At 69.4% G+C, this 19,214-nt stretch carries 14 protein-coding genes and 2 pseudogenes; 9 read left to right on the forward strand and 7 right to left on the reverse strand.

Annotated features, from left to right (window positions below):
* Positions 1-21: 21 nt before the first annotated feature.
* From recD to recC, 3 genes are read right to left on the reverse strand one after another with little or no spacing between them, the layout of a single operon-like run.
* Positions 22-1,908, reverse strand: a complete 1,887-nt coding sequence (gene recD, locus ACGFZ3_RS15355; RefSeq protein ID WP_392922973.1) for an exodeoxyribonuclease V subunit alpha — start codon at positions 1,906-1,908, stop codon at positions 22-24.
* Positions 1,905-5,552 carry a UvrD-helicase domain-containing protein gene (locus tag ACGFZ3_RS15360; protein ID WP_392922976.1) on the reverse strand — a complete coding sequence of 1,216 codons (3,648 nt, stop codon included), beginning with the start codon at positions 5,550-5,552 and terminating at the stop codon, positions 1,905-1,907. Before ACGFZ3_RS15360 ends, recD begins: the two co-directional genes overlap by 4 nt.
* Entirely contained in the window at positions 5,549-8,893 is a 3,345-nt protein-coding gene (gene recC / locus ACGFZ3_RS15365; RefSeq protein WP_392923580.1) for an exodeoxyribonuclease V subunit gamma, read from the reverse strand. Before recC ends, ACGFZ3_RS15360 begins: the two co-directional genes overlap by 4 nt.
* Before the next feature lie 234 nt (positions 8,894-9,127).
* On the opposite strand from recC, the gene ACGFZ3_RS15370 reads away from it, so the two are divergent.
* From ACGFZ3_RS15370 to ACGFZ3_RS15395, 6 genes are all read left to right on the forward strand, one after another.
* Positions 9,128-9,916 (forward strand): ABC transporter ATP-binding protein, encoded by a 789-nt coding sequence (locus ACGFZ3_RS15370; RefSeq protein ID WP_392922979.1) that lies wholly within the window; start codon positions 9,128-9,130, stop codon positions 9,914-9,916.
* Positions 9,916-10,665, forward strand: coding sequence for an MlaE family lipid ABC transporter permease subunit (locus tag ACGFZ3_RS15375; protein WP_068847974.1), 750 nt, complete (start codon positions 9,916-9,918; stop codon positions 10,663-10,665). The genes ACGFZ3_RS15370 and ACGFZ3_RS15375 overlap by 1 nt, the downstream gene beginning before the upstream one ends.
* A gap of 64 nt (positions 10,666-10,729) precedes the next feature.
* Positions 10,730-11,254: an outer membrane lipid asymmetry maintenance protein MlaD gene (gene mlaD / locus ACGFZ3_RS15380; protein ID WP_282246564.1), complete on the forward strand. Its 525-nt coding sequence runs from the start codon at positions 10,730-10,732 to the stop codon at positions 11,252-11,254.
* A complete protein-coding gene (locus tag ACGFZ3_RS15385; RefSeq protein ID WP_392922984.1) occupies positions 11,251-11,910 on the forward strand; it encodes a phospholipid-binding protein MlaC in 660 nt (219 codons plus the stop codon). The genes mlaD and ACGFZ3_RS15385 overlap by 4 nt, the downstream gene beginning before the upstream one ends.
* The gene (locus ACGFZ3_RS15390; RefSeq protein ID WP_392922986.1) at positions 11,900-12,211 is read left to right on the forward strand and encodes a lipid asymmetry maintenance protein MlaB; all 312 of its coding nucleotides are present in this window, start codon (positions 11,900-11,902) and stop codon (positions 12,209-12,211) included. Before ACGFZ3_RS15385 ends, ACGFZ3_RS15390 begins: the two co-directional genes overlap by 11 nt.
* Position 12,212: 1 nt before the next feature.
* Positions 12,213-13,229, forward strand: a complete 1,017-nt coding sequence (locus tag ACGFZ3_RS15395; protein ID WP_392922989.1) for a VacJ family lipoprotein — start codon at positions 12,213-12,215, stop codon at positions 13,227-13,229.
* A 36-nt stretch (positions 13,230-13,265) separates the two neighbouring features.
* On the opposite strand, the gene ACGFZ3_RS15400 is transcribed toward ACGFZ3_RS15395, so the two are convergent.
* The 3 genes from ACGFZ3_RS15400 to rmuC are packed head-to-tail and all read right to left on the reverse strand — an operon-like array spanning position 13,266 to position 15,755.
* Positions 13,266-13,826, reverse strand: coding sequence for a glutathione peroxidase (locus ACGFZ3_RS15400; RefSeq protein WP_392922993.1), 561 nt, complete (start codon positions 13,824-13,826; stop codon positions 13,266-13,268).
* 29 nt (positions 13,827-13,855) lie between these two features.
* On the reverse strand, positions 13,856-14,233 hold the full coding sequence (locus ACGFZ3_RS15405; protein ID WP_392922996.1) for a hypothetical protein: 378 nt from the start codon (positions 14,231-14,233) through the stop codon (positions 13,856-13,858).
* Positions 14,234-14,291: 58 nt separating this feature from the next.
* A complete protein-coding gene (rmuC, locus tag ACGFZ3_RS15410; RefSeq protein ID WP_392923000.1) occupies positions 14,292-15,755 on the reverse strand; it encodes a DNA recombination protein RmuC in 1,464 nt (487 codons plus the stop codon).
* Between the two features lie 49 nt (positions 15,756-15,804).
* Between rmuC and ACGFZ3_RS15415 the strand changes: the two are divergent.
* Positions 15,805-16,424, forward strand: a pseudogene (locus tag ACGFZ3_RS15415) (glutathione S-transferase family protein).
* Between the two features lie 3 nt (positions 16,425-16,427).
* On the opposite strand, the gene ACGFZ3_RS15420 reads toward ACGFZ3_RS15415, so the two are convergent.
* The gene (locus ACGFZ3_RS15420) at positions 16,428-17,435 is read right to left on the reverse strand and encodes a zinc-binding alcohol dehydrogenase family protein (RefSeq protein WP_392923003.1); all 1,008 of its coding nucleotides are present in this window, start codon (positions 17,433-17,435) and stop codon (positions 16,428-16,430) included.
* 87 nt (positions 17,436-17,522) lie between these two features.
* On the opposite strand from ACGFZ3_RS15420, the pseudogene ACGFZ3_RS15425 reads away from it, so the two are divergent.
* A pseudogene (locus tag ACGFZ3_RS15425) lies at positions 17,523-18,487 on the forward strand (LysR family transcriptional regulator); the annotation flags it as partial.
* A gap of 17 nt (positions 18,488-18,504) precedes the next feature.
* Positions 18,505-19,131 (forward strand): leucine efflux protein LeuE, encoded by a 627-nt coding sequence (gene leuE / locus ACGFZ3_RS15430; RefSeq protein WP_392923006.1) that lies wholly within the window; start codon positions 18,505-18,507, stop codon positions 19,129-19,131.
* Positions 19,132-19,214 lie beyond the last annotated feature (83 nt).

Genomic DNA, 19,214 nt, shown 5'->3' on the forward strand with positions numbered 1-19,214 from the left:
AAGGTCTGGTAGAGCCGTTCTCTACCAGAGTTCGCCCTGGGCGGGCGCCGCCGCCACATCAGTGATCGTGGCGCCCGCGCCCAGCCGTTGGGCCAGCCCGGACAACCGGCTGGCATGCCGCGCCAACGCGGCCTGCAACACCTCTGCACTGCCCAGTACATGCAAGGCCTGCCGCGCGCGGGTCATGCCGGTGTACACCAGTTCGCGCGACAGCACCCGGTTGTCGCGCCGTGGCAGCTGCAGCCAGACCTCATCGAACTCCGAGCCCTGGGCCTTGTGCACGGTCATGGCGAAGGCGCTTTCGTGCGCGGGCAATGCAGCCGGGTGGAACGCGCGCGGCTGCTCCGGACTGTCCCCGGGGAACCAGGCCAGCATCGCGCCTTCGCGGCTGCGCAGGCACAGCCCGATATCGCCGTTGAACAAGCGGTGCCGGTAGCTGTTCTCGGTAACCAGCAGCAGCCGGCCGTGGAAGTAACGCGGTCCAGCGCCCGGGCGCGCGCTTCCGGCAAGGGCTGCTTCGATGCGCTCGTTGAGTCCGCGCGCGCCCTGTGGACCTTCGCGCAGGGCGGTAAGCAGACGCAGCCGACCGGCCTGCGCCAGCGCCTGCACCGGATCGTCAGCCTCACCCAGTCCGCGCCAGTGCGCCAGCAGGGTGTGGCGGTGCTGCAGCAGGGGATCGACCTGGTCCTCGTGGAAGGCCACGCCGGCCAGCGTGCCGCCGCGCAGCAGCTGCAGCGCGGTAGCGCTGTCGCCTTCGCGCACGGCGCGTGCCAGCGGCACCAGGTCCAGCGCATCGCTCTGCCGGTAGCCGCGCTGCAGCTGCACGCGGCGGCCGGCGAACGCCTGCGGCGGTGCCAGCGGCAGTAAAGCGGGAGCCGCCAGCAGCGGGCGCAGGGCGGCCGCATCATCAGCCTGGGTACCCAGTCCGTCGCCACTGGCCTGCAGGATCGCGCTCAGCACGTCGCCGGCTTCCACCGACGGCAGCTGGTCAGGATCACCCAGCAGCACCAGCCGGGTGCCGCTGGCCACCGCTTCGACCAGCTTGGTCATCAGCGGCAGGTCGATCATCGAAGCCTCGTCCACCACCACGATGTCGTACGGCAGAGGGTTGTCGACGTGGTGGCGGAAGCGCGGCGAATCGGGAATGACGCCCAGCAGCCGGTGCAGGGTGGCACCGGTGGTCGGCATGGCCTCGGCCAGTTCGGCGGCCACCCCGACCAGGCGCAACCGCTGCAGGGCCTGGCGCAGGCTTTCGGCCATGCGTTCGGCGGCGCGGCCGGTGGGCGCGCACAGTGCCACGCGCGGCAGCGACGCACCGGCCTGCCGCGCCTGCGCGGCCAGCAGCACCAGCAGGCGCGCAATGGTGGTGGTCTTGCCGGTACCGGGGCCGCCGGTAACCAGCACCAGCGGGTGGCGCAGCGCTACCGCCGCCGCGCGCGCCTGGTGATCGATGCCGTCCAGCGCCTGGGGGAACAACTGTGCGAACAGCGTGGAGAGCCCGGCAGGATCATGCGCAGGCAGCGGCTGCGAGGCGATGCGCTGCAATCCCAGCGCCAAGCGACGTTCGTATTCACGGTAACGCCGGAGGTACACCAGACCATGTTCCAGGACCAGTGGCGCATCGGCAGCCAGCGCGTCGTCGCTGTCGGGCAATGCCACCCAGGGCGATGCGCGCAGCTGCGCCAGCCACCCCTCTGGCGCCGGCCAGTCCAGCTCGGCATCTACCAGCCTTGCGGGCGCGGCCGGGTCGAAGCCCGCGTGGCCCTGCGCTACGGCCAGCGACGCCAACGCGGCAGCGGCCAGTACTGCATCGGGGGTATCCGGCTGCAGCCGACGCAGGCTCTGCGCGAGGGCGTGGTCCAGGATGCGCAGGGTGCCCTGCTTCAGCAGTGCCTCAAGCAGGCTCATGCCTCACCCCAGGCGCGTGCCACCAGTTCGGCGTGCTTCTGCGGCCCGCCGGCGAACAGGACATCCATTGCTTCGACCAACGCGGGATCGAAGCGCTGCGCGTGCACGCCCGGCGCATCCGCGCGCCCGGCCACCAGACCCCGGCAGAACAGATAACGGATGCCGCCCAGGTCGCGCGCCTGCTGGTAGTCGCGGCCCAGCCTGAAGCGCAGCCAGCGATGCAGCGCCACGGTATAGATGAGCGCCTGCAGGTCGTACTCGCTGCTTTGCATGGCGGCCGCCAGGCGTGCGGCGTCGTAGCCGGGCAGCCGGTTGGATTTGTAGTCAAGCACGTACCAGCGTCCGTCCCTTACGTACGTAAGGTCGATCTTGCCGGTCATCAGCCCCTCGAGCTGGCGTCGCGGGCCAAAGCCGCGGCGGTCCGGCACCAGCCCGTACTGGTGCAGCAGCTGCAGCAGCGCCGGCACCGCGGTGGGCTGCATGGCGAAGTGGAACTCGATTTCGGCCCGCCTGTCGTGCAGCGGCAAGCTGTGCAGCGCGCCGCCTTCGGGCAGCTGCACGGTAAGGGTCTGGCCGACCAGCGGCACCAGCACCGCCACGCCGTCGTCCAGGTCCGCATCGGCGTAGCCTTCGCTGCGCAGCGATTCACGCAGCACCTCCGCCTCATCGCCCGGTGCCGGGTCGCCCGCGCGCCAGTCGGCCCAGCGCGCGAAATCGGTGTTCTCCAGAGCATCGTGCAGCACGTTGCCGAAGCGGCTGCCCGTGAACCGCGGGTCGGTCTCCGGCGGCAGTTCACCGGCTGCGGGTGGTTCCACTTCCAGTGGCAGCTCCGGGCCTGCCGGTTCGTCGGCGGCAGGGGCCGGTGCTTCAGTGGCTACCGCGTCGGTGTCGTGGCCGGCATCGGCATGCGCCAGCTGGGTGAAGCTGTACACCCACCAGTCGTGCGGCACCCGCCGGGTGATCGCACGCACCGGCGGCAGCTCGCCTTCGCGCTGCACCGGCAGCTGCGCCGGGCGTGGCTCCACCGGGCCTTCGATCACTGCGATGTCCGGGTGCGCGCGCAGCGCCTCCAGGTCGGACAGCATCGGCGCCAGCCGCGTCTTCGCCAGCCCGGCCAGGTCGCCGGCTGCGATCCACAACGCGTGCTCAGCGCGGGTCAGGCCCACATACAGCAGGCGCGCGTCTTCAGCGCGTTGTTCCTGTGCGCTGCGCTCGCTGGCCGCGCTCCAGGCTTCGTCCTTGTCCAGCTTCCAGTGCAGCTCGCGACGACCGTCGGCGTACACGGTGCAGTTGGAATCGGTGTTGCTTCCACCACTGTCGATGCCCACGAACGGCAGGAACACCAGCGGGTATTCCAGGCCCTTGCTCTTGTGCAGGGTGATGATCTGCACCCGGCGTGCGTCCGATTCCAGCCGCAGCAGCTGCTGTTCGTCGTCCTGGTCGGCATGCGCCATCTGCACCTGCAGCCAGTCCAGCAGGCCGTGCATCCCCAGTGCCTGGCCGGCGGCCTGCTGCAGCAGCTCGCCCAGCTGCAGGTAATTGGTGAGCCGGCGTTCGCCATCGAGCAGGCCCAGCAGGCGCTCGGCGTTGTCCGCACACAGGTCGGCGATGACCGCGAACGGCCCGCCGCGCAGCCAGCGCTCACGCCACAGCAGCAGCCGGGTCTGGAACGCGCGCTGCGGGTCGCCGTCGCGTTCCATCGCATCGATGGAGGCAGCGTTTTCGCCCAGCAACACGGTTGACAGCGCAGCGCGCAGGCGGCCTTCGTCGGCCGGTTGCAGCAGGGCCAGCATCAGCACGCGCAGTTCGCGGGCTTCGGCGGTGGCGTACAGGCTCTGCTTGCCGGCTGCGACCGCCGGGATGCCCACCGCGCTCAGCGCGCGCTGGATTCGGGTGGCTTCGTGGTGGCGGCGCACCAGCACCGCGATGTCGCCCGGCTGCACCGGTTCGCCGCGCAGCAGCGCACGGCCTTCGCGGCCCTCCAGCAGCACGTGGTGGATCGCGGCCACGCAGGCATCGGTGGCCTGCTGCCGCGACGGATCGGCCTTGAGGTCGGCCCCGTCGTCGCTGCGCAGCAGGCGCAGGGTCAGGCCCGGCGCGGGCGCGCCATCGCGCAGGTAATCGGCATCGGTGCGGGTACTGCCGGGCAGCACCGGTTCGAAGGCGATGCCTGCTTCCAGGAACGCGCGCTCGCCAGCGGCGTCGTACAGCGCCTGCAGCGCGCGCAGCACGCCGGGGCGCGAGCGGAAGTTGCGCTTCAACGGCGGCGCGGCCACCGCCTCGCGCTTGGCTTTGAGGTAGGTGTGGATATCGCCACCGCGGAAGCCGTAGATGGCCTGCTTGGGGTCACCGATCAGGAACAGCGCCGGGGCCAGCCCGGCTTCGCGGGTTTCGGGCGAATCGCCGAACACTCGCTCGAAGATGCTCCACTGGCGGTCGTCCGTATCCTGGAACTCATCCACCAGCGCGATGGCGTACTGCGCGCGCAGCTGCTGCACCAGCGCCGCGCGGTGCGGGCCGTCCAGTGCGGCGGCCACGCCGTCGATCAGGTCATCGTAGGTCTGAACGCGGCCAACGCGCTTGAGCTCGTGGAGCCGCTCGCGGGCCTGGCTGCGCAGCTCGTGAAGCAGCAGCAGGGCCTGCTGGCGCAACCACTGGTCGTAGGCATCGGCGGCATGCCACCAGCTCTGCAGCGCCTCGAACAGGGGCGAGGCGGGACAATGGCCCTGCTGGTCCTCCCTGCAGAACCCCAGCAGCGCCACCGGCAGCAGCTTGCCCAGGTGGGAGGTGGCGCCGCGTGGCCAGTTGCGGGCCGCACGACCGGCCTGCAGCTCGGCGAAGGCTTTGTCGAAGCTGGGCCGGCGTGCGCGACGGCCGTCGAAGATCTTGCGGTCGAAGGCGTTGACGATGCTGGCCTGGGCGGTTTCGACATGCGCATCGACCGCGCTGGCGAGCGCGTCGGCTGCCGCGTGCAGCGCGGCGCTGGGATCCTCACGATGCTGCCGGGGCGGCGCGGGCAACAGCGGCAACGGCTTGATCAGCGTCGGCAGGTCGCGCGCCAGCCCATCCGGCGTGGACCACAGGCGGGTCAACGCATCCACCGTGGCCGGGTCGTTGGCGTGCACGCGCCACAGGTCGGCGGCCAACTGGTCGTGCAGCTCGCGTTCGCTGGGCAGCAGCGTTGGCGGGTCGAAAGTGTGCCCGCTTTCCAGCGCGTGCTCACGCAGCACGCGGGTGCAGAACCCGTGGATGGTGAAGATCGACGCCAGATCGATCTCGTCGGCGGCGGTCTGCAGGCGCTGCGCCAGCGCGACGGGTGTTTCCCGGCCCAGCGCCAGTTCGCGCTGCAGCAGGTAGCGGGTCAACTGCACCTCGGGGGCCTCGTCGGCGGTCGGTGCGTGCGCCAGCAGCTGCGCGGCCAGCGCCAGGCGCTCGCGGATACGCTTGCGCAGTTCCTGGGTGGCCGCGTCGGTGAAGGTCACCGCCAGGATCTGGCCGATGCGGTAACCCTGCTCCACCACCAGCCGGGTGAACAGCGTGGCCAGGGTGAAGGTCTTGCCGGTGCCGGCGCTGGCCTCGATCAGACGCACGCCCTCCAGCGGCAGCGACAGGTAGGGGTCGTCGTGCAGCATCTGCCCGCTCATGCCACGGCGCCTTCGTCGTTGAAACCCTGGAACACCCGACTCTCGCGGACCGCACTGAACACCACGAAGCTGGTGTGCAGCAGCTGTTGATAGCTGTCGGGGTCGGCGAAGGGGTCACGGCCACGCAGGGCCAGCTGCACGGCATCGCCGCTGGCCTCGCCCCAGCGGCGGTCGCCGCCATGCCATTGCGCCCAGCCTTCGCTCTCGCGCTTGGCGACGGGCGCGCGGTACAGCGTCCAGGCGGTGTACGGCCCGTAAAGCAGCGGCGCGCGCATGCCATCGCGGCGCAGCTGCAGCAGCGCCTGCAACGCTGCCCTGGCAGTGGGCGCGGGCAATGCCGGCAGTACGTGCGGCCCGATGCCGTCTTCGCCGCCGTCGTGGAACTCGACCAGCGGCAGCGCGTCGCCGGCTGCATTGGCCAGCAGCCAGTCCAGTCCGTGCCGGATCGCGGCCGGGCCGTTCAAGCTGCCCGCGCGCAGACGCACGATGCCCTGCGGATGGATGTCGTCCACTCGCCCATGCAGTCGTACCCCACCGACCTCCACCTCATAGCGGCGGCTGTCGGCGTCGCTGCTGCCGCGCCATTGGGACAGCGCCAGGGCGTACGGGCGGGTCTGCTCCTGCAATGCGTGGAACTGGCGTTCGCCCAGTGCGCCGGACGGCAGCAGCGCACGGGCGCGCAGGCGGGCATACAGGGGGGTATCGTCGCCCTGCAGGGTGGCCTCGATCACCGCGTGCTGCAGCAGGCGCTGTTCCAGGCCCCGGCCGGCCAGCACCAGCGGCTCCAGGTCGTCAGCGGCAGCCAGTTCATCAGGCAGGCGCAGGCCCAGTCGCTGCGACAGGAACTGACCGGCGGGATCGACCAGGAAGCGGCGCAGTGCATCCAGCGACAGTTCCGGCGCGGCCTCAACGTCCAGCGGCGGCAGCGTCTGCTCGAACCACGGCGGTGGCGCGCGGCGCATGCTGCCCAGCGAACCGGCGGCCGGGTGCCATTGCCGCCGGTAGCTGAAGCGGCGCGGCTCGTCGCCTCCCCCGAACGCGGCAGGCGAGAACGGCTGCAGCGAGTGGCGCACGGTCAGCTGCTTTGCAGCCCCCGGCGGATCCTCGTGGTATTCGGCGGCGGCATCGATCAGCTCGCTGACCAGCACCGATGGCTCGCGCACGCTGCCATCGCGTGGGTCCGCGCCCAGGTAGCTCAGGTAGAACACATCCTGCGCCGAGGCGAACAGCTGCAGGAACAGGAAACGGTCGTCCTCGCGCAGCGAGCGGTCGCCGTGGCGGCGCTTGTCGGTACCCAGTTCGGCGGTGAGCTGGTTGAGCCCGGCGGCCGGGTCGCGGCGCGGGAAGTCGCCATCGTTCAGGCCGAGCACGCAGATCACCCGGAACGGCAGCAGCCGCATCGGCACCATGCGACCAAAGCTGATGCCGCCGGTGAGCAGCGGCGCGCGCGTGTCGGCCTCACTCAGTGCACCGGCGAAGTGCGCGCGCACCACCTCCGGGGGAACGGTGCCGGCGAACCCAGCGCATTCGGCATCGCGGGCGAATTCACTGATGAGTTTGCGCAGCCGTTCCAGCGCGCGCTGGCTGCTGGCCGCTTCCGGTGTGCCGGGCAGCAGCGCATCCAGCATCGCCAGCAGGCGTTGGCGCCACTGCGCCGGGCTCAACGCCTGGCCGAGCGCGCGCTGGTAGTGGGCCAGCACCCGCAGCAGCCGAAGCAGGCGGTCCAGCGCCTCCAGCGCGCTGCCTTCCAGCTCCGGCCATGGCGCCACCCCGGCAATGTCGCCGTCACTGCCGCTGGCATGGCCAATCAGCAAGCGGTCCAGCGCGAATTGCCATGTGTAGGCGTCATCTTCGGGCGCCTGGTGCTGGGTCCGGTGCGCCGCGCTCAGGCCCCACCGCGCGCCCGCGGCCTGCAGCCAGTCGTGCAGGCGGTCGAACGCGGCCGCGTCCAGCCCTGCGGCTTCGGCCAGCGGCGCACTCGACAGCAGGTCCAGCACTTCGTTGAGGCCAAAACGCGATACCGGCAGGCCGAGCAGGTGCACGAACACATCGGCCAGCGGTTCGCCGGTCAGCGGGCTGGTATCGGCCAGCGCGTAGGGAATATGGTCTTCGCCACCACTGCGTCCACCAAAGACGGCTTCGAGGTACGGCACGTAGGGGTCGATGTCCGGAGCCAGCACGGCGATGTCGCGCGCCTGCAGTGGCGGGTCGAAGCGCGGGTCCTGCAGCAGCGCGCGCAGCTGGTCATGCAGCACCTGGAGCTCGCGCAGGCGCGTGTGGCAGGCATGCACCTGCAGGCTGGGGTCGTTGCGCAGCAGTGCCGGGCGCAACGCACCTGCGGGTTGCGGGCGGCGGTGGAACAGGTCGCGTTGCAGGCGGTGCAGCAGGCTGTCGGCGAGGCCGCCGTGCGCCATGTCCGGGCGCCCGTCATCTTCAGGATCGTCGTAAGCGGCGATCTCACCGGACGGATGCACTACTTCATAGCTGCCCAGTACCGCCATGAAGTCGCGGCCAGCCGCGCCCCAGGCCTGCAGCAGGCGGTTTTCGTCACTGCCGTTGCCGAACGGATCGGCCGCGCCGGAGCGCAGCCGCCCGCCGAGGGTCTGCAGGTCGCCCCAGTAGGAACGCGTCGGCGTAGGCAGGTAGAAGTGCAGCGTGCCGACCCGTGCCTGGGTGGCCACCACCCGCAGCACATCCGGCGATACATTCAAGGTGGCGAAGGCGAACAGACGCGGTGGCAGCCCTGCAGGCAGCGGACGGTCGGCGCCTTCGAAGCCTTCGAGGTAGGCATGGATGCGTCGCGCGCGGTACTGGTGGCCGCTGCCGATGTGGCGCCACAGGATCGCCTGTGGATCCAGCGGGTCGGCCCCCGCCTCCCAGCGCAGCAGCCAGTCGCGGCGCCAGGCCTGGTACTTCTCGAATACCGAGGCCAGCTCACCGGCCAGCGCCCACGGCTTGAGCGGGTCGGGTTGCGACAGGTAGGCCTGGAGCGCGCGCAGCGGCGGCTGCGTCATCAGGCCGGGGTGGGTCAGCGCGGCGTACAGCTTCCAGTGCAGCGCGGCAGCGGTGAGATCGTCGTGCTCGCCGGGCACATTGGCATTGAGCGCGCGGGCCACGAACTCGCCTGGGGTCAGGAACGCCAGGTTGGCGGCAATGCCATACTCCGCCGCCAGGGTGGACTGCAGCCAGCGCCGCATTGCCACCTGGGGAATCAGCACCACATCCGGCTCCAGGATCGACTGCCCCACCACCGGCTCGCGCAGGGTGCGGGCCAGCAGCGCGGCCAGCACGTCGAGCGAATTGGAGTGGTACAGGCGGAAGTCTGAAGCAGGGTCGGTCATCACGGCAGTGTGCCGCAGCCCGGCGGCAATCTCGACCCTCGCCGATACCGGCGGCAGGCCGGTGACGTCTGTGACCTCCAGCACGGATCGAGGCGGTACGCACTGTTGCGGGCTGGCAACCGCGCCGTGGCGGGGCTTGGGACCCCGACATGCGACAATACTGCACGGTCCAGTTCGGTTTTGTTCAGCCGCCCACCACGATCTTACAACGTTGGAATTTTGTTAATGGCGTCCATGACGGCTTCTGCAGAATCGCTGGTGCAGTTGGAGAACGTGCGCATTGATCGCGGCGGTCGGGCGATCCTGCGCGACGTTTCGCTGTCGGTACCGCGTGGCAGCATCACCGCCGTGCTGGGTCCGTCGGGCAGCGGCAAGTCGACGCTGCTGGCCGCCCTGACCGGCGAACTGCGCCCCGCAGCGGGGACCGTGACCCTGTTCGGCAAGCCGATTCCCACCGGCAGCAGCGCATTGCGTGAGATGCGCCGCAGTGTCGGCGTGCTGCTGCAGGGCAATGGCCTGCTCACCGACCTGACGGTGGCCGAGAACGTGGCGCTGCCGTTGCGCACGCATACCAGGCTGCCAGCCCCGGTGCTGCGCCGGCTGGTGGACATGAAGCTGCACGCGGTGGGCCTGCTGGCCGCAGCCGATGCCTGGCCGCGCGAGCTGTCCGGCGGCATGGCGCGCCGGGTGGCACTGGCGCGTGCGCTGGCACTGGACCCGCCGCTGATGATCTACGACGAACCGCTGACCGGGCTGGACCCGATCGCCAGCGGCGTGATCATGAGCCTGATCCAACGCCTCAACCACAGCCTGGGCCTGACCAGCATCATCGTCAGCCACCATGTGCACGAGACCCTGCCGATCTGCGACCAGGTGATCGCGATCGCCAATGGCGGCGTGGTTTTCCAGGGCAGCCCCGCCGCGCTGGAGTCGAGCCAGGACCCGCTGCTGCGCCAGTTCCTGCACGGGCAGCCGGACGGCCCGATCCCGTTCGATGCCGCGCCCCGCGCGAAGGTGGCCTGATGCCGTTCGTTGAAAGCACCCGTTCGCTGGGCCGGGCCGGCCTGTTCTCGTTGACCGTGCTGCGCGGTTCGCTGCCGACCGCCGATTTCCTGGCCGAGCTGACCCGCGAGATCTACAAGGTGGGCGCACGTTCGCTGCCGATCATCGCCGTCGGCGGTGCCTTTGTCGGCCTGGTGCTGACCCTGCAGGGCTACCGCACGCTGACCACGTTCGGTGCCGCCGATGCGCTGTCTACCCTGCTGGGCCTGTCGCTGTACCGCGAGCTTGCGCCGGTGCTGACCGCACTGCTGTTCATCGGCCGCGCCGGCAGTTCCATTGCCGCCGAACTGGGGCTGATGCGCGCCACCGACCAGATCAAGGCGCTGGAGCTGATGGCGATCGATCCGGTAGCCAAGGTCGTGGCGCCGCGCTTCTGGGCGGCGGTGCTGACCGTGCCGCTGCTGACCGGCATCTTCTGTTCGCTGGCGATCAGCGCCAGCTACTTCGAGGCCGTGCACGTGCTGGGCCTGGACAACGGCGTGTTCTGGTCGGCACTGAGCAACAGTGTGGATTTCTGGGACGATTTCGGCGTGGCAATGCTGAAATCGGCCATTTTCGGCGGTACCGCCGCGCTGGTCGCCTCATACGTGGGCTTCCATGCCGAGCCGACCATCGAAGGCACGTCGGTGGCCACCACCCGCGCAGTGGTGAACGCCTCGCTGCTGGTGCTGATGTTCAACTTCGTGCTGTCGGCCATGATGTTCCGCTGACGCCCAACCAACCTTCCGCCTGGGCTTCGGCTTCGGGCACCTGATCAGATACGGTGAGATGAACATGGCCATCCGCGGTCCCAGACTCGAATTTTCCGTCGGCGCTTTCCTGCTGCTGGCGCTGGCCTCGCTGCTGGTGCTGGCAATGGCATCGACAAACCAGCGCTGGGGCTTCGGCAGCGAGGGCTATGAACTCAAGGCACGCTTCACGCAGATCGGCCAGCTGCGCAAGCAGGCCCCGGTGAAGATCGGCGGGGTGGTGGTGGGCCAGGTGGGCAACATCGACCTGGACCCGACCCGCTTTGATTCGATCGTGACCCTGAAGCTGGACCCGAAGTTCAAGGATCTGCCGGCCGACACCTCCGCCGGCATATTCACCAGCGGTTTGCTCGGCGAAAGTTATATCGGACTGCAGCCGGGCGGTGACCCGGAGGTCCTCAAGTCCGGTGACGAGATTGTCTTCACCCAGCCGGCCGTGGACCTGATCCAGATGGTCGGCAAATACATGTTCAGCGGCCCGGGCAATGCCGGCGCCGCTTCCCAGGAAGCTCCCGGCGCGGAAGCGCCGGCAACGGAACCGCAGAAATGAAAAAGACCCTGATCAAGGCACTGCTCGCGTCGGCGCTGCTCGCCGCCCTTCCCTCGCTGTCGTTCGCCCAGGCGGCACCGGCCGCCACCGCCGCGTCGCAGGGGGCTGGCACGGAAGTGCTCGCCGCCAGCACGCGCATCCTGTCCACCCTGCAGCAGCGCAAGGCGGAGTTCAGCAAGAACCCGGCCGCCCTGCGCAGCTACATCGACAGCGAACTCAACCGGACCTTCGACCGTGATTACGCGGCCCGCCTGGTGCTGGGTGCCAATGCGCGCGGTGCTTCCGACGCGGACGTGAAGCTGTTCGCCGACGCCATGGCCGACAACCTCATGCAACGCTACGGTTCGGCCCTGCTGACCATCCAGGGCAAGCCCAGCTTCCGCCTGAAGGGTGAGCAGCCGCTGCCCGGCAACCGCGGTGTCAAGGTCTCCACCGAACTGCTGCGCGCCGGCAGCGAGTCCACCCCGGTTGAATACATGATGCGCAACGTGAACGGCCAGTGGAAAATCTTCGACGTGAACATCGAAGGCATTTCCTACGTGCAGACCTTCCGTACCCAGTTCGACGCGCCGCTGCGCCAGAAGGGCATCAAGGCCGTGGCCAACGACCTGCGCAGCGGGTCCCTGCAGGCCGGGCCGGCCGGCAATGGCAAGTAACGCCACCGTCCAGCTGGATGGCCCGAGCGCCCGCATCGCGGGCGTGCTGGACCGTGACGCGGTGGTCGCGCTGTGGCCCAAGCTGAAGGCGCTGCCCGAGGCAGTGACCCAGCTCGACCTGACCGCCGTGGAGCGTGTGGACAGCGCCGGCCTGGCGCTGTTGGCCGAGCTGTCCGCACACGCGCGCGCCAACGGGCGTACGCTGGCCCTCAACGGCATGCCTGCCGGTTTCAATGAACTCAGCGCTGCCTACCGGCTGGCGCCGTCCCTGGATTTCAATGCCCCTACTGCCGCGAGCTGACATGAACGTCGTACGCAACGCTTTCTTTCTCCTGCTTGCCTTGGCGCTCAGCGCCTGTGCGGCCAAGCCTGCACGCGAGAGCGCGCCGGCCAGCGTGGCGGTGCCGCCCGCTGCGACCGCGCCTGCCGCAGCCACTGACGTGGGTACCGACGCGCCAGCCGCCACCGCTGGGGCAACCGATGCGGCTGCAGCACCTGTGGCTGCCGCTGAAGGCACCGATGGCGCCACGCCACCGGCCGCGACGACCGAAGCCCCGCCGACCGGTGCCGAGGACGACTTCGCCGCGCTGTACGGCGGTCCGGCGCCGACCGCCGACGGTGCCGAACCGGGCCGCTCGCCGTACGACCCGTGGGAAGGCTTCAACCGCCGCGTGCACGCGTTCAACAACGTGGTCGACCGCGCCGTGGCCCGCCCGCTGGCCACCGCCTACACCAACGTGGTGCCGCGCTTCGCACGCACCGGCGTGACCAACTTCTTCAGCAACCTGCGCGCCCCGGTGACGATCACCAACCAGCTGCTGCAGGGCCGCCCAGGCGACGCCTGGGACAGCCTGGGCCGGTTCCTGATGAACTCCACGCTCGGCATCGGGGGTCTGTTCGACCCGGCCAGCCGCGCGCTGGTACCGCGCCGCAGTGAAGATTTCGGCCAGACCCTTGGCGCGTGGGGCTGGCGCAGCTCGCGTTACGTGGAGCTGCCGTTCTTTGGCCCGCGTACCGTGCGCGACGTGTTCGGCCTGGCCGGCGACATTCCGCTGTCGCCGATCCGCACAATCGAGGAAGACAAGATCCGCATCCCCCTGCAGGGCTTGCAGCTGGTGGACATGCGCTCGCAGCTGCTGGCACTGGACGACATCCGCGACAACGCCGTGGATGAGTACGCGCTGACCCGCGATGCCTGGCTGCAGCGCCGCAACTACCAGATCCAGAACGACCTGCGCAGCCGCCGCGATCGCGGCCACGACGACGACAGCGCGCCGATTCCGGTCGATGCGATGCCGATGCCCGACTGGGGTAACTGATCGAAAGAAAAACCCCGCTCTCGCGGGGTTTCTTTTTCAGGCGGCGAGTGCGGCGTCGATGGCCGCGACCAGGCGCGCATCGTCGGCCGGTACGTCCGGGGCAAAGCGGGCGATCACCTGACCGTCGCGGCCAACAAGGAACTTCTCGAAGTTCCACAACACCGCAGGGGCCGGGTTGACGGCCAGGTCAGGGTACTTGGCCACTGCGCCCTGCAGCTTTTCGCGCATCGGGCCTTCGCCGATGGCGGCCGGCTGGGCCTGGGTGAGCTGCTGGTACAGCGGGTGGATGTCAGCGCCGGCCACGCTGATCTTGGCGAACATCGGGAAGCCCACGTTGTATTCCAGCTGGCAGAACTGCTGGATCTCCGCGTCGCTGCCCGGCTCCTGGGCCAGGAAGTTGTTGGCCGGGAAGCCCAGCACTTCCAGGCCGGCCGCGTGCTTGTCGGCGTACAGCGCCTGCAGGCCTTCGTACTGCGGGGTAAGGCCGCACTTGGAGGCGACGTTGACCACCAGCAGCACCTTGCCGCGGTAGTCGGCCAGCGAACTCGGCTGGCCATCGATGGTGGAAACGGGAATGTCGTAGACGGTCTGGCTCACGGGAAATCCTGGAGGGGGATGGAGCGGAATCAATCGACGCAGATCGTGCCCTGCGCCACGCCATTGTCAATGCGCTGGCGGCAGCCGAAGTTCTGGCTCACATCGGCCTGGCAGATGCCGCGCGCCTTCGCACCGGCCACGAGCTCGGTTTCGCCGTCGGCCAGGCACTGTCCGGTGCAATCGGCTTTGGCGCTGCAGGTCTTGCCGGCATCCGCGTAAGGCTTCACGCACTGCAGGCGCTGCAGACGACCGAGCGGCTTCATTTCACCGCCGGCGGCGGCACAGCTGGCCGCGTCGGCGACCGCAGCGTCGGTGCCGGGCGCAGGCGCGGTGGGACCGGCCGCGTGGGGTGCGGTGCTGCAGCCGGCAAGCACAAACATCAGGGACAGCATCAAGCCAAAGCGCATCGGTTCAATCCTTTTGGAGACAATGAAGGCAGGGAGTGCAGTGTGCAGGCATCAGGTGTCAGTCCTGCGCGATGGTGGTCTCGTCCACGCCGGTGTCGTCGTCGTCGCCACCGGCATCGCCCAGCAGCAGATCGGTCTGCTCGCTGCCCAGCGACTCCACCCCGCGCAGGCGGCGCTCGATGGTGCGGGTCTTGCGGCTGGCCTCGCCCAGGCTGCGGCCGACCGTGCTGATCTGCTTTTCAGCCTTTTCCAGGATGCCGGCGAACTTGCCGAACTCACTCTTCACCGCGCCCAGCAGGCTCCACACTTCGCTTGAGCGCTGTTCGATGGCCAGGGTGCGGAAGCCCATCTGCAGGCTGTTGAGCAGCGCGGTGACCGTGGTCGGCCCGGCCACCACCACGCGGTGTTCGCGCTGCAGCAGGTCCACCAGCCCCGGGCGGCGGATCACCTCGGCGTACAGGCCTTCGGTGGGCAGGAACATCACCGCGAAATCGGTGGTGTGCGGCGGCACGATGTACTTGTCGCAGATCGACTTGGCCTGGATGCGGATCGCGCGTTCCAGCTGCGCGCCCTGCACGCGCACGCCGTCGGCGTCGCCCTGCTCCTGCGCATCGAGCAGGCGCTCGTAGTCTTCGCGCGGGAATTTGGAGTCGATCGGCAGCCACACCGGAGTGTCGTCATGGCCGCGCCCGGGCAGGCGCACCGCGATGTCCACCATTTCTCCGCTGTCCGGGCGCACTTTGACGCCGCGTGCGTACTGTTCCTGGGTGAGGGTCTGCTCCAGGATGTTGTCCAGCTGCACTTCGCCCCAGCTGCCGCGGTTCTTGACGTTGGTCAGCACCCGCTTGAGGTCGCCCACGCCGGTGGCCAGCTGCTGCATTTCACCCAGCCCGCGCTGCACCTGCTCCAGGCGGTCGGACACCAGCTGGAACGACGCCCCCAGGCGCGCTTCCAGCGTGGTCTGCAGCTTCTCGTCCACCGTGACCCGCATCTGGTCCAGCTTCTGCGCATTGTCGGCCTGCAGGTTCTGCAGTTGCTGCTCCAGCGTGGCGCGCATCTCGCCGATGCGCTGCTCGTTGCGCTGGGTCATCTCCTGCAGCCGCAGGCCCAGCGATTCGGCCAGGCGCTGCTGCGACTGCGCGGTTTCGTCACGCCCCAGGCGGGCGTCGTCGGCCAGTGTCTGGCGCAGCGCGGCCAGGTGCGCGTCGTTGCGCTGCTGGGCCTGGCCGGCGTCCTCGCGGGCCTTGCGCGCGTCTTCGCCGAGCGCATCGCGCAGCAGGTCCAGGCGCTGGTCGGTGCGGGTGGACAGGTCGGTCAGCGCGCGCGCGAAGGTTTCCAGCCGCGCGTCCTGCTGCCGGCCCAGCCCCTCGAGCTGCTCGCGCAGCTCACTGCGGCCGGTCCGCGCCTCCTCACGCAGACTCTGCTCGAGGTCGCCATGGCCGGAACGCCGCAGCAGGGACACCAGCTGCAGGATGAGGACGGCACACAGCAGGCCGCCAAGGATGAGGAATTCAGATTGCATGGAGGAAGTGTAGGCTGAGCCGGTCTCATTCGCTGCGCCGGATCGCTCCATGCTGGATGTCCTGGGAAAGTCGACCTCGATCAACGTGCGCAAGGTGCTCTGGCTGTGCGCCGAGCTGGGCCTGGAATACCGGCAGCTCGGGGCCGACGGCCACGATGCGGATTTCCTCGCGGCCCTGCACCCGCTCAACCCGAACGGCCAGGTCCCGGTGATCCGCGATGGCAACTTCGTGCTGTGGGAATCCAACAGCATCTGCCGCTACCTGGCCGCGGCAGCCGGCCGCCACGACCTGCTGCCGCGCGACCCGCGGCCGCGGGCCCGGGTGGAGCAATGGATGACTGGCAGGCCACCGACCTCAACACCGCCTGGCGGCACGTGTTCATGGCCCGCGTGCGCCAGCACCCCGCCTACCCTGACGATGGCGCCGCGCAGGCCAGTCTGGTGCAGTGGAACCGGCTCATGCAGCAACTGGATCAGCAGCTCGCCGGGACCGGCGCGTACGTGGCCGGGGACGAGTTCACACTCGCCGACATCGTGCTGGGGCTTTCCACCCAGCGCTGGCGGCTGACCCCGGGCGACAGACCCGAACTGCCGGCCGTGGCGGCGTGGTTCCACCGCCTCGGCCCGCGCCCCGGGTTTGCCCGCCACTGCGACAACGGCGTGGCCTGAAACTCAGAAGCCTTCCAGCACCACCTTGCCCACCGCGCGGTGGCTTTCGATGTGCGCGTGCGCGCGGCGCAGATTGGCCGCATCGATACGGCCGTAGTTCTCGCCCAGCGTGGTGCGCAGCACCCCGCTGTCGACCAGATCGGCCACCCGGTTCAGCAGCACGTGCTGCTGCTGAACGTCGGGCGTGCTGAAGCTGGAGCGGGTGAACATCGATTCCCAGTGCAGTGACAGGCTCTTGCGCTTGAGCGCCATCACATCGAGCTGGCCGGGGTCGTCGATCAGGGCCAGCTGGCCCTGCGGTGCCAGCGCGGTGACGATCTGGGCGTAGTGCTGGTCGGTGTGGGTCAGGCTGGCCACGTGGGTGACGGCCTCGATCCCGATCCGGGCCAGGCCTTCGGTCAGCGGCTGGCTGTGGTCGATGACGTGGTGGGCCCCCAGCGCGTACACCCAGTCCTGGGTGTCCGGGCGCGAGGCAGTGCCGATCACGGTCAGCCGGGTCAGCTGGCGCGCCAGCTGGACCAGGATCGAACCCACCCCGCCGGCGGCGCCGATCACCAGCAGGGTCTGGCCTTCGCCGCCGCCTTCGGCGATGCGCAGGCGGTCGAACAACAGCTCCCACGCGGTGATCGCGGTCAGCGGCAGCGCCGCGGCGGCGGCATCGTCCAGGCTTGCCGGCTTGCGACCCACGATGCGCTCATCCACCAGCTGGTACTCGGCGTTGCTGCCCGGGCGGTTGATGTCGCCGGCGTAGAAAACCGGGTCGCCAGGCTGGAACAGGGTCACTTCGCTGCCCACCGCGTCCACGATGCCTACCGCGTCCCAGCCCAGCACGCGCGGGGCCTCGACGGCCACGCCACGGCGGACCTTGGTGTCGACCGGGTTCACCGACACCGCGCGCACCTGCACGCGCAGGTCGCGCGGGCCCGGGACCGGCACTGGCAGGGTGAGGTCGACCAGCGCAGTCGGATCGGTGATGGGCAGGCCGTGCTGGGTATAGGCGATGGCTTTCATGGGAGATCCTTTGGAAGAGGCGCTCAGGGTCGCCTGCCCTGCCCCGCCCGGAAAGGAGCAGAATGCAGCAGCACTTTCACTCCGGAAATGAAAATGGTCCGCTTCGAGGATCTGCAGCTGTTCGTCCGCACCGCCGCGCTGGGCAGTTTTTCCAGTGCGGCGCGTGAGGCTGACCTGCTGCCCGGCCAGGTGGCCGCGGCCGTGGCCAGGCTGGAGCGGGAGCTGGACCTGCGGCTGTTCGTGCGCTCCACGCGCAGCCTGCGTCTCACGGCCGAAGGCGTGCTTTACCTGCCCTACGCCCGGGACCTGCTGGACACCCTGCACGAGGGCCAGGCCCGGGTTCGCGGTGAGGATGCCGAGCTGCACGGCGTGCTGCAGGTGGCCGCGCCATCGGACCTGGGCCGCAACGTGCTGCTGCCTTGGCTCACCGAGTTCCGCGCCGCGCATCCGAAGCTGCAGCTGCGCCTGCTGCTCTCGGACCAGGTGGCCGACGTGTTCCGCGATCCGGTGGATATCGCGTTCCGGCTGGGCCGCTTTGACGCCGCCAGCTATGTGGCGCTGCCGCTGCTGCCCGGCAACCGGCGGGTGCTGTGTGCCGCACCGTCCTACCTGGCGCGTCATGGCACCCCCGCATCGCTGGAGGCGCTGAAGGACCATCACTGCCTGGTCTACCAGCTGGCCGGGCGCCCCTACGACCGCTGGAGTTTCGAACAGGACGGCCGGCGCGTGGTGGTACCGGTGCGCGGCCAGCTGGTGTGCGATGACGCCGACGTGGTGCGGCGCTGGGCGGTGGCCGGCGAGGGCATCGTGTTCAAGTCGTGGCTGGATGTCGCAGACGATGTGCGCGCCGGGCGCCTGCAGGTGCTGATGGGGGGCGCAGGCGACAACCTGCCGCTGAATCTGGTCTGCCCGCATCGCAAGCAGTTTTCGCCCGCGATCCGCCAACTGCATGGGCTGTGCGCCCAGCGCCTGCAGCCCATGCTGGCCGATCTGCCGGTTCCGGCGCCATAGCGCTGTCGGCACCCGGCCGGGTAGCCGACAATGGCGGCCCCGTATTCGAGTCGCCGCCATGCCGTGGATGGGCATCCAGGACCTGTGGACCTTTGTCATCGCCGTGCTGGTGTTCCTGGCGCTGCCCGGCCCGGGTACCTTCACCCTGCTCACCGCCACCGGGCGTGGCGGCGTGCGCGGCGGTTACACCGCGCTGTTCGGGCTGCTGCTGGGCGACCAGATCCTGATGTGGCTGGCGGTGGCCGGCGTGGCCGCCCTGCTCAAGGCCAACCCGGTGGTGTTCCACGCCGTGCAGTACCTCGGTGCGGCCTATCTGGTGTGGGTGGGCATCGGCCTGCTGCGGCCCGCGCCTGCCAGCGGTGAAACCGGCGGCGTCCGCCTGCAGCCGGGGCACTACTTCCGCCAGGCCGTGCTGATCAGCCTGCTCAACCCCAAGGCGATCATTTTCTACATGGCCTTCCTGCCGCTGTTCATCGACCCCTTGGGGCACCAGGGCGTGTTGACGTTCGCGAGCATGGCAACGCTGATCTTCGTGCTCAGTCTGGCGTATTGCTCGGTCCTGATCGGAGTGGGCAACCTGTTGCGCCGTCGGATCATCCAGCATCCACGTGTAGGGGTGATACTGAAGCGCGTGGCGGGGATTTTCCTGATCGGATTCGGGGTGCGCTTGGGGCTGAGTGGCTGAACCCTTGCGAGGTGGACGTTTGACCCGCGCCCCCCGCCTGCTGCGATAGAGCCTGTCATCGAAACGCGGCCTGCCGATCAAAA

It is taken from the genome of Stenotrophomonas sp. NPDC047960 (assembly GCF_043204395.1).
Lineage (GTDB): Bacteria > Pseudomonadota > Gammaproteobacteria > Xanthomonadales > Xanthomonadaceae > Stenotrophomonas.

Bases quoted from the DNA above. Each gene is read 5' to 3' on its own strand.
- ACGFZ3_RS15370 (WP_392922979.1), top strand. From the start codon at position 9,128: ATGACGGCTTCTGCAGAATCGCTGGTGCAGTTGGAGAACGTGCGCATT.
- ACGFZ3_RS15360 (WP_392922976.1), bottom strand. From the start codon at position 5,552: ATGAGCGGGCAGATGCTGCACGACGACCCCTACCTGTCGCTGCCGCTG.
- ACGFZ3_RS15375 (WP_068847974.1), top strand. From the start codon at position 9,916: ATGCCGTTCGTTGAAAGCACCCGTTCGCTGGGCCGGGCCGGCCTGTTC.
- ACGFZ3_RS15395 (WP_392922989.1), top strand. From the start codon at position 12,213: ATGAACGTCGTACGCAACGCTTTCTTTCTCCTGCTTGCCTTGGCGCTC.
- mlaD (WP_282246564.1), top strand. From the start codon at position 10,730: ATGGCCATCCGCGGTCCCAGACTCGAATTTTCCGTCGGCGCTTTCCTG.
- recC (WP_392923580.1), bottom strand. From the start codon at position 8,893: ATGACCGACCCTGCTTCAGACTTCCGCCTGTACCACTCCAATTCGCTC.
- ACGFZ3_RS15390 (WP_392922986.1), top strand. From the start codon at position 11,900: ATGGCAAGTAACGCCACCGTCCAGCTGGATGGCCCGAGCGCCCGCATC.
- recD (WP_392922973.1), bottom strand. From the start codon at position 1,908: ATGAGCCTGCTTGAGGCACTGCTGAAGCAGGGCACCCTGCGCATCCTG.
- rmuC (WP_392923000.1), bottom strand. From the start codon at position 15,755: ATGCAATCTGAATTCCTCATCCTTGGCGGCCTGCTGTGTGCCGTCCTC.
- ACGFZ3_RS15385 (WP_392922984.1), top strand. From the start codon at position 11,251: ATGAAAAAGACCCTGATCAAGGCACTGCTCGCGTCGGCGCTGCTCGCC.
- ACGFZ3_RS15420 (WP_392923003.1), bottom strand. From the start codon at position 17,435: ATGAAAGCCATCGCCTATACCCAGCACGGCCTGCCCATCACCGATCCG.
- ACGFZ3_RS15405 (WP_392922996.1), bottom strand. From the start codon at position 14,233: ATGCGCTTTGGCTTGATGCTGTCCCTGATGTTTGTGCTTGCCGGCTGC.
- leuE (WP_392923006.1), top strand. From the start codon at position 18,505: ATGCCGTGGATGGGCATCCAGGACCTGTGGACCTTTGTCATCGCCGTG.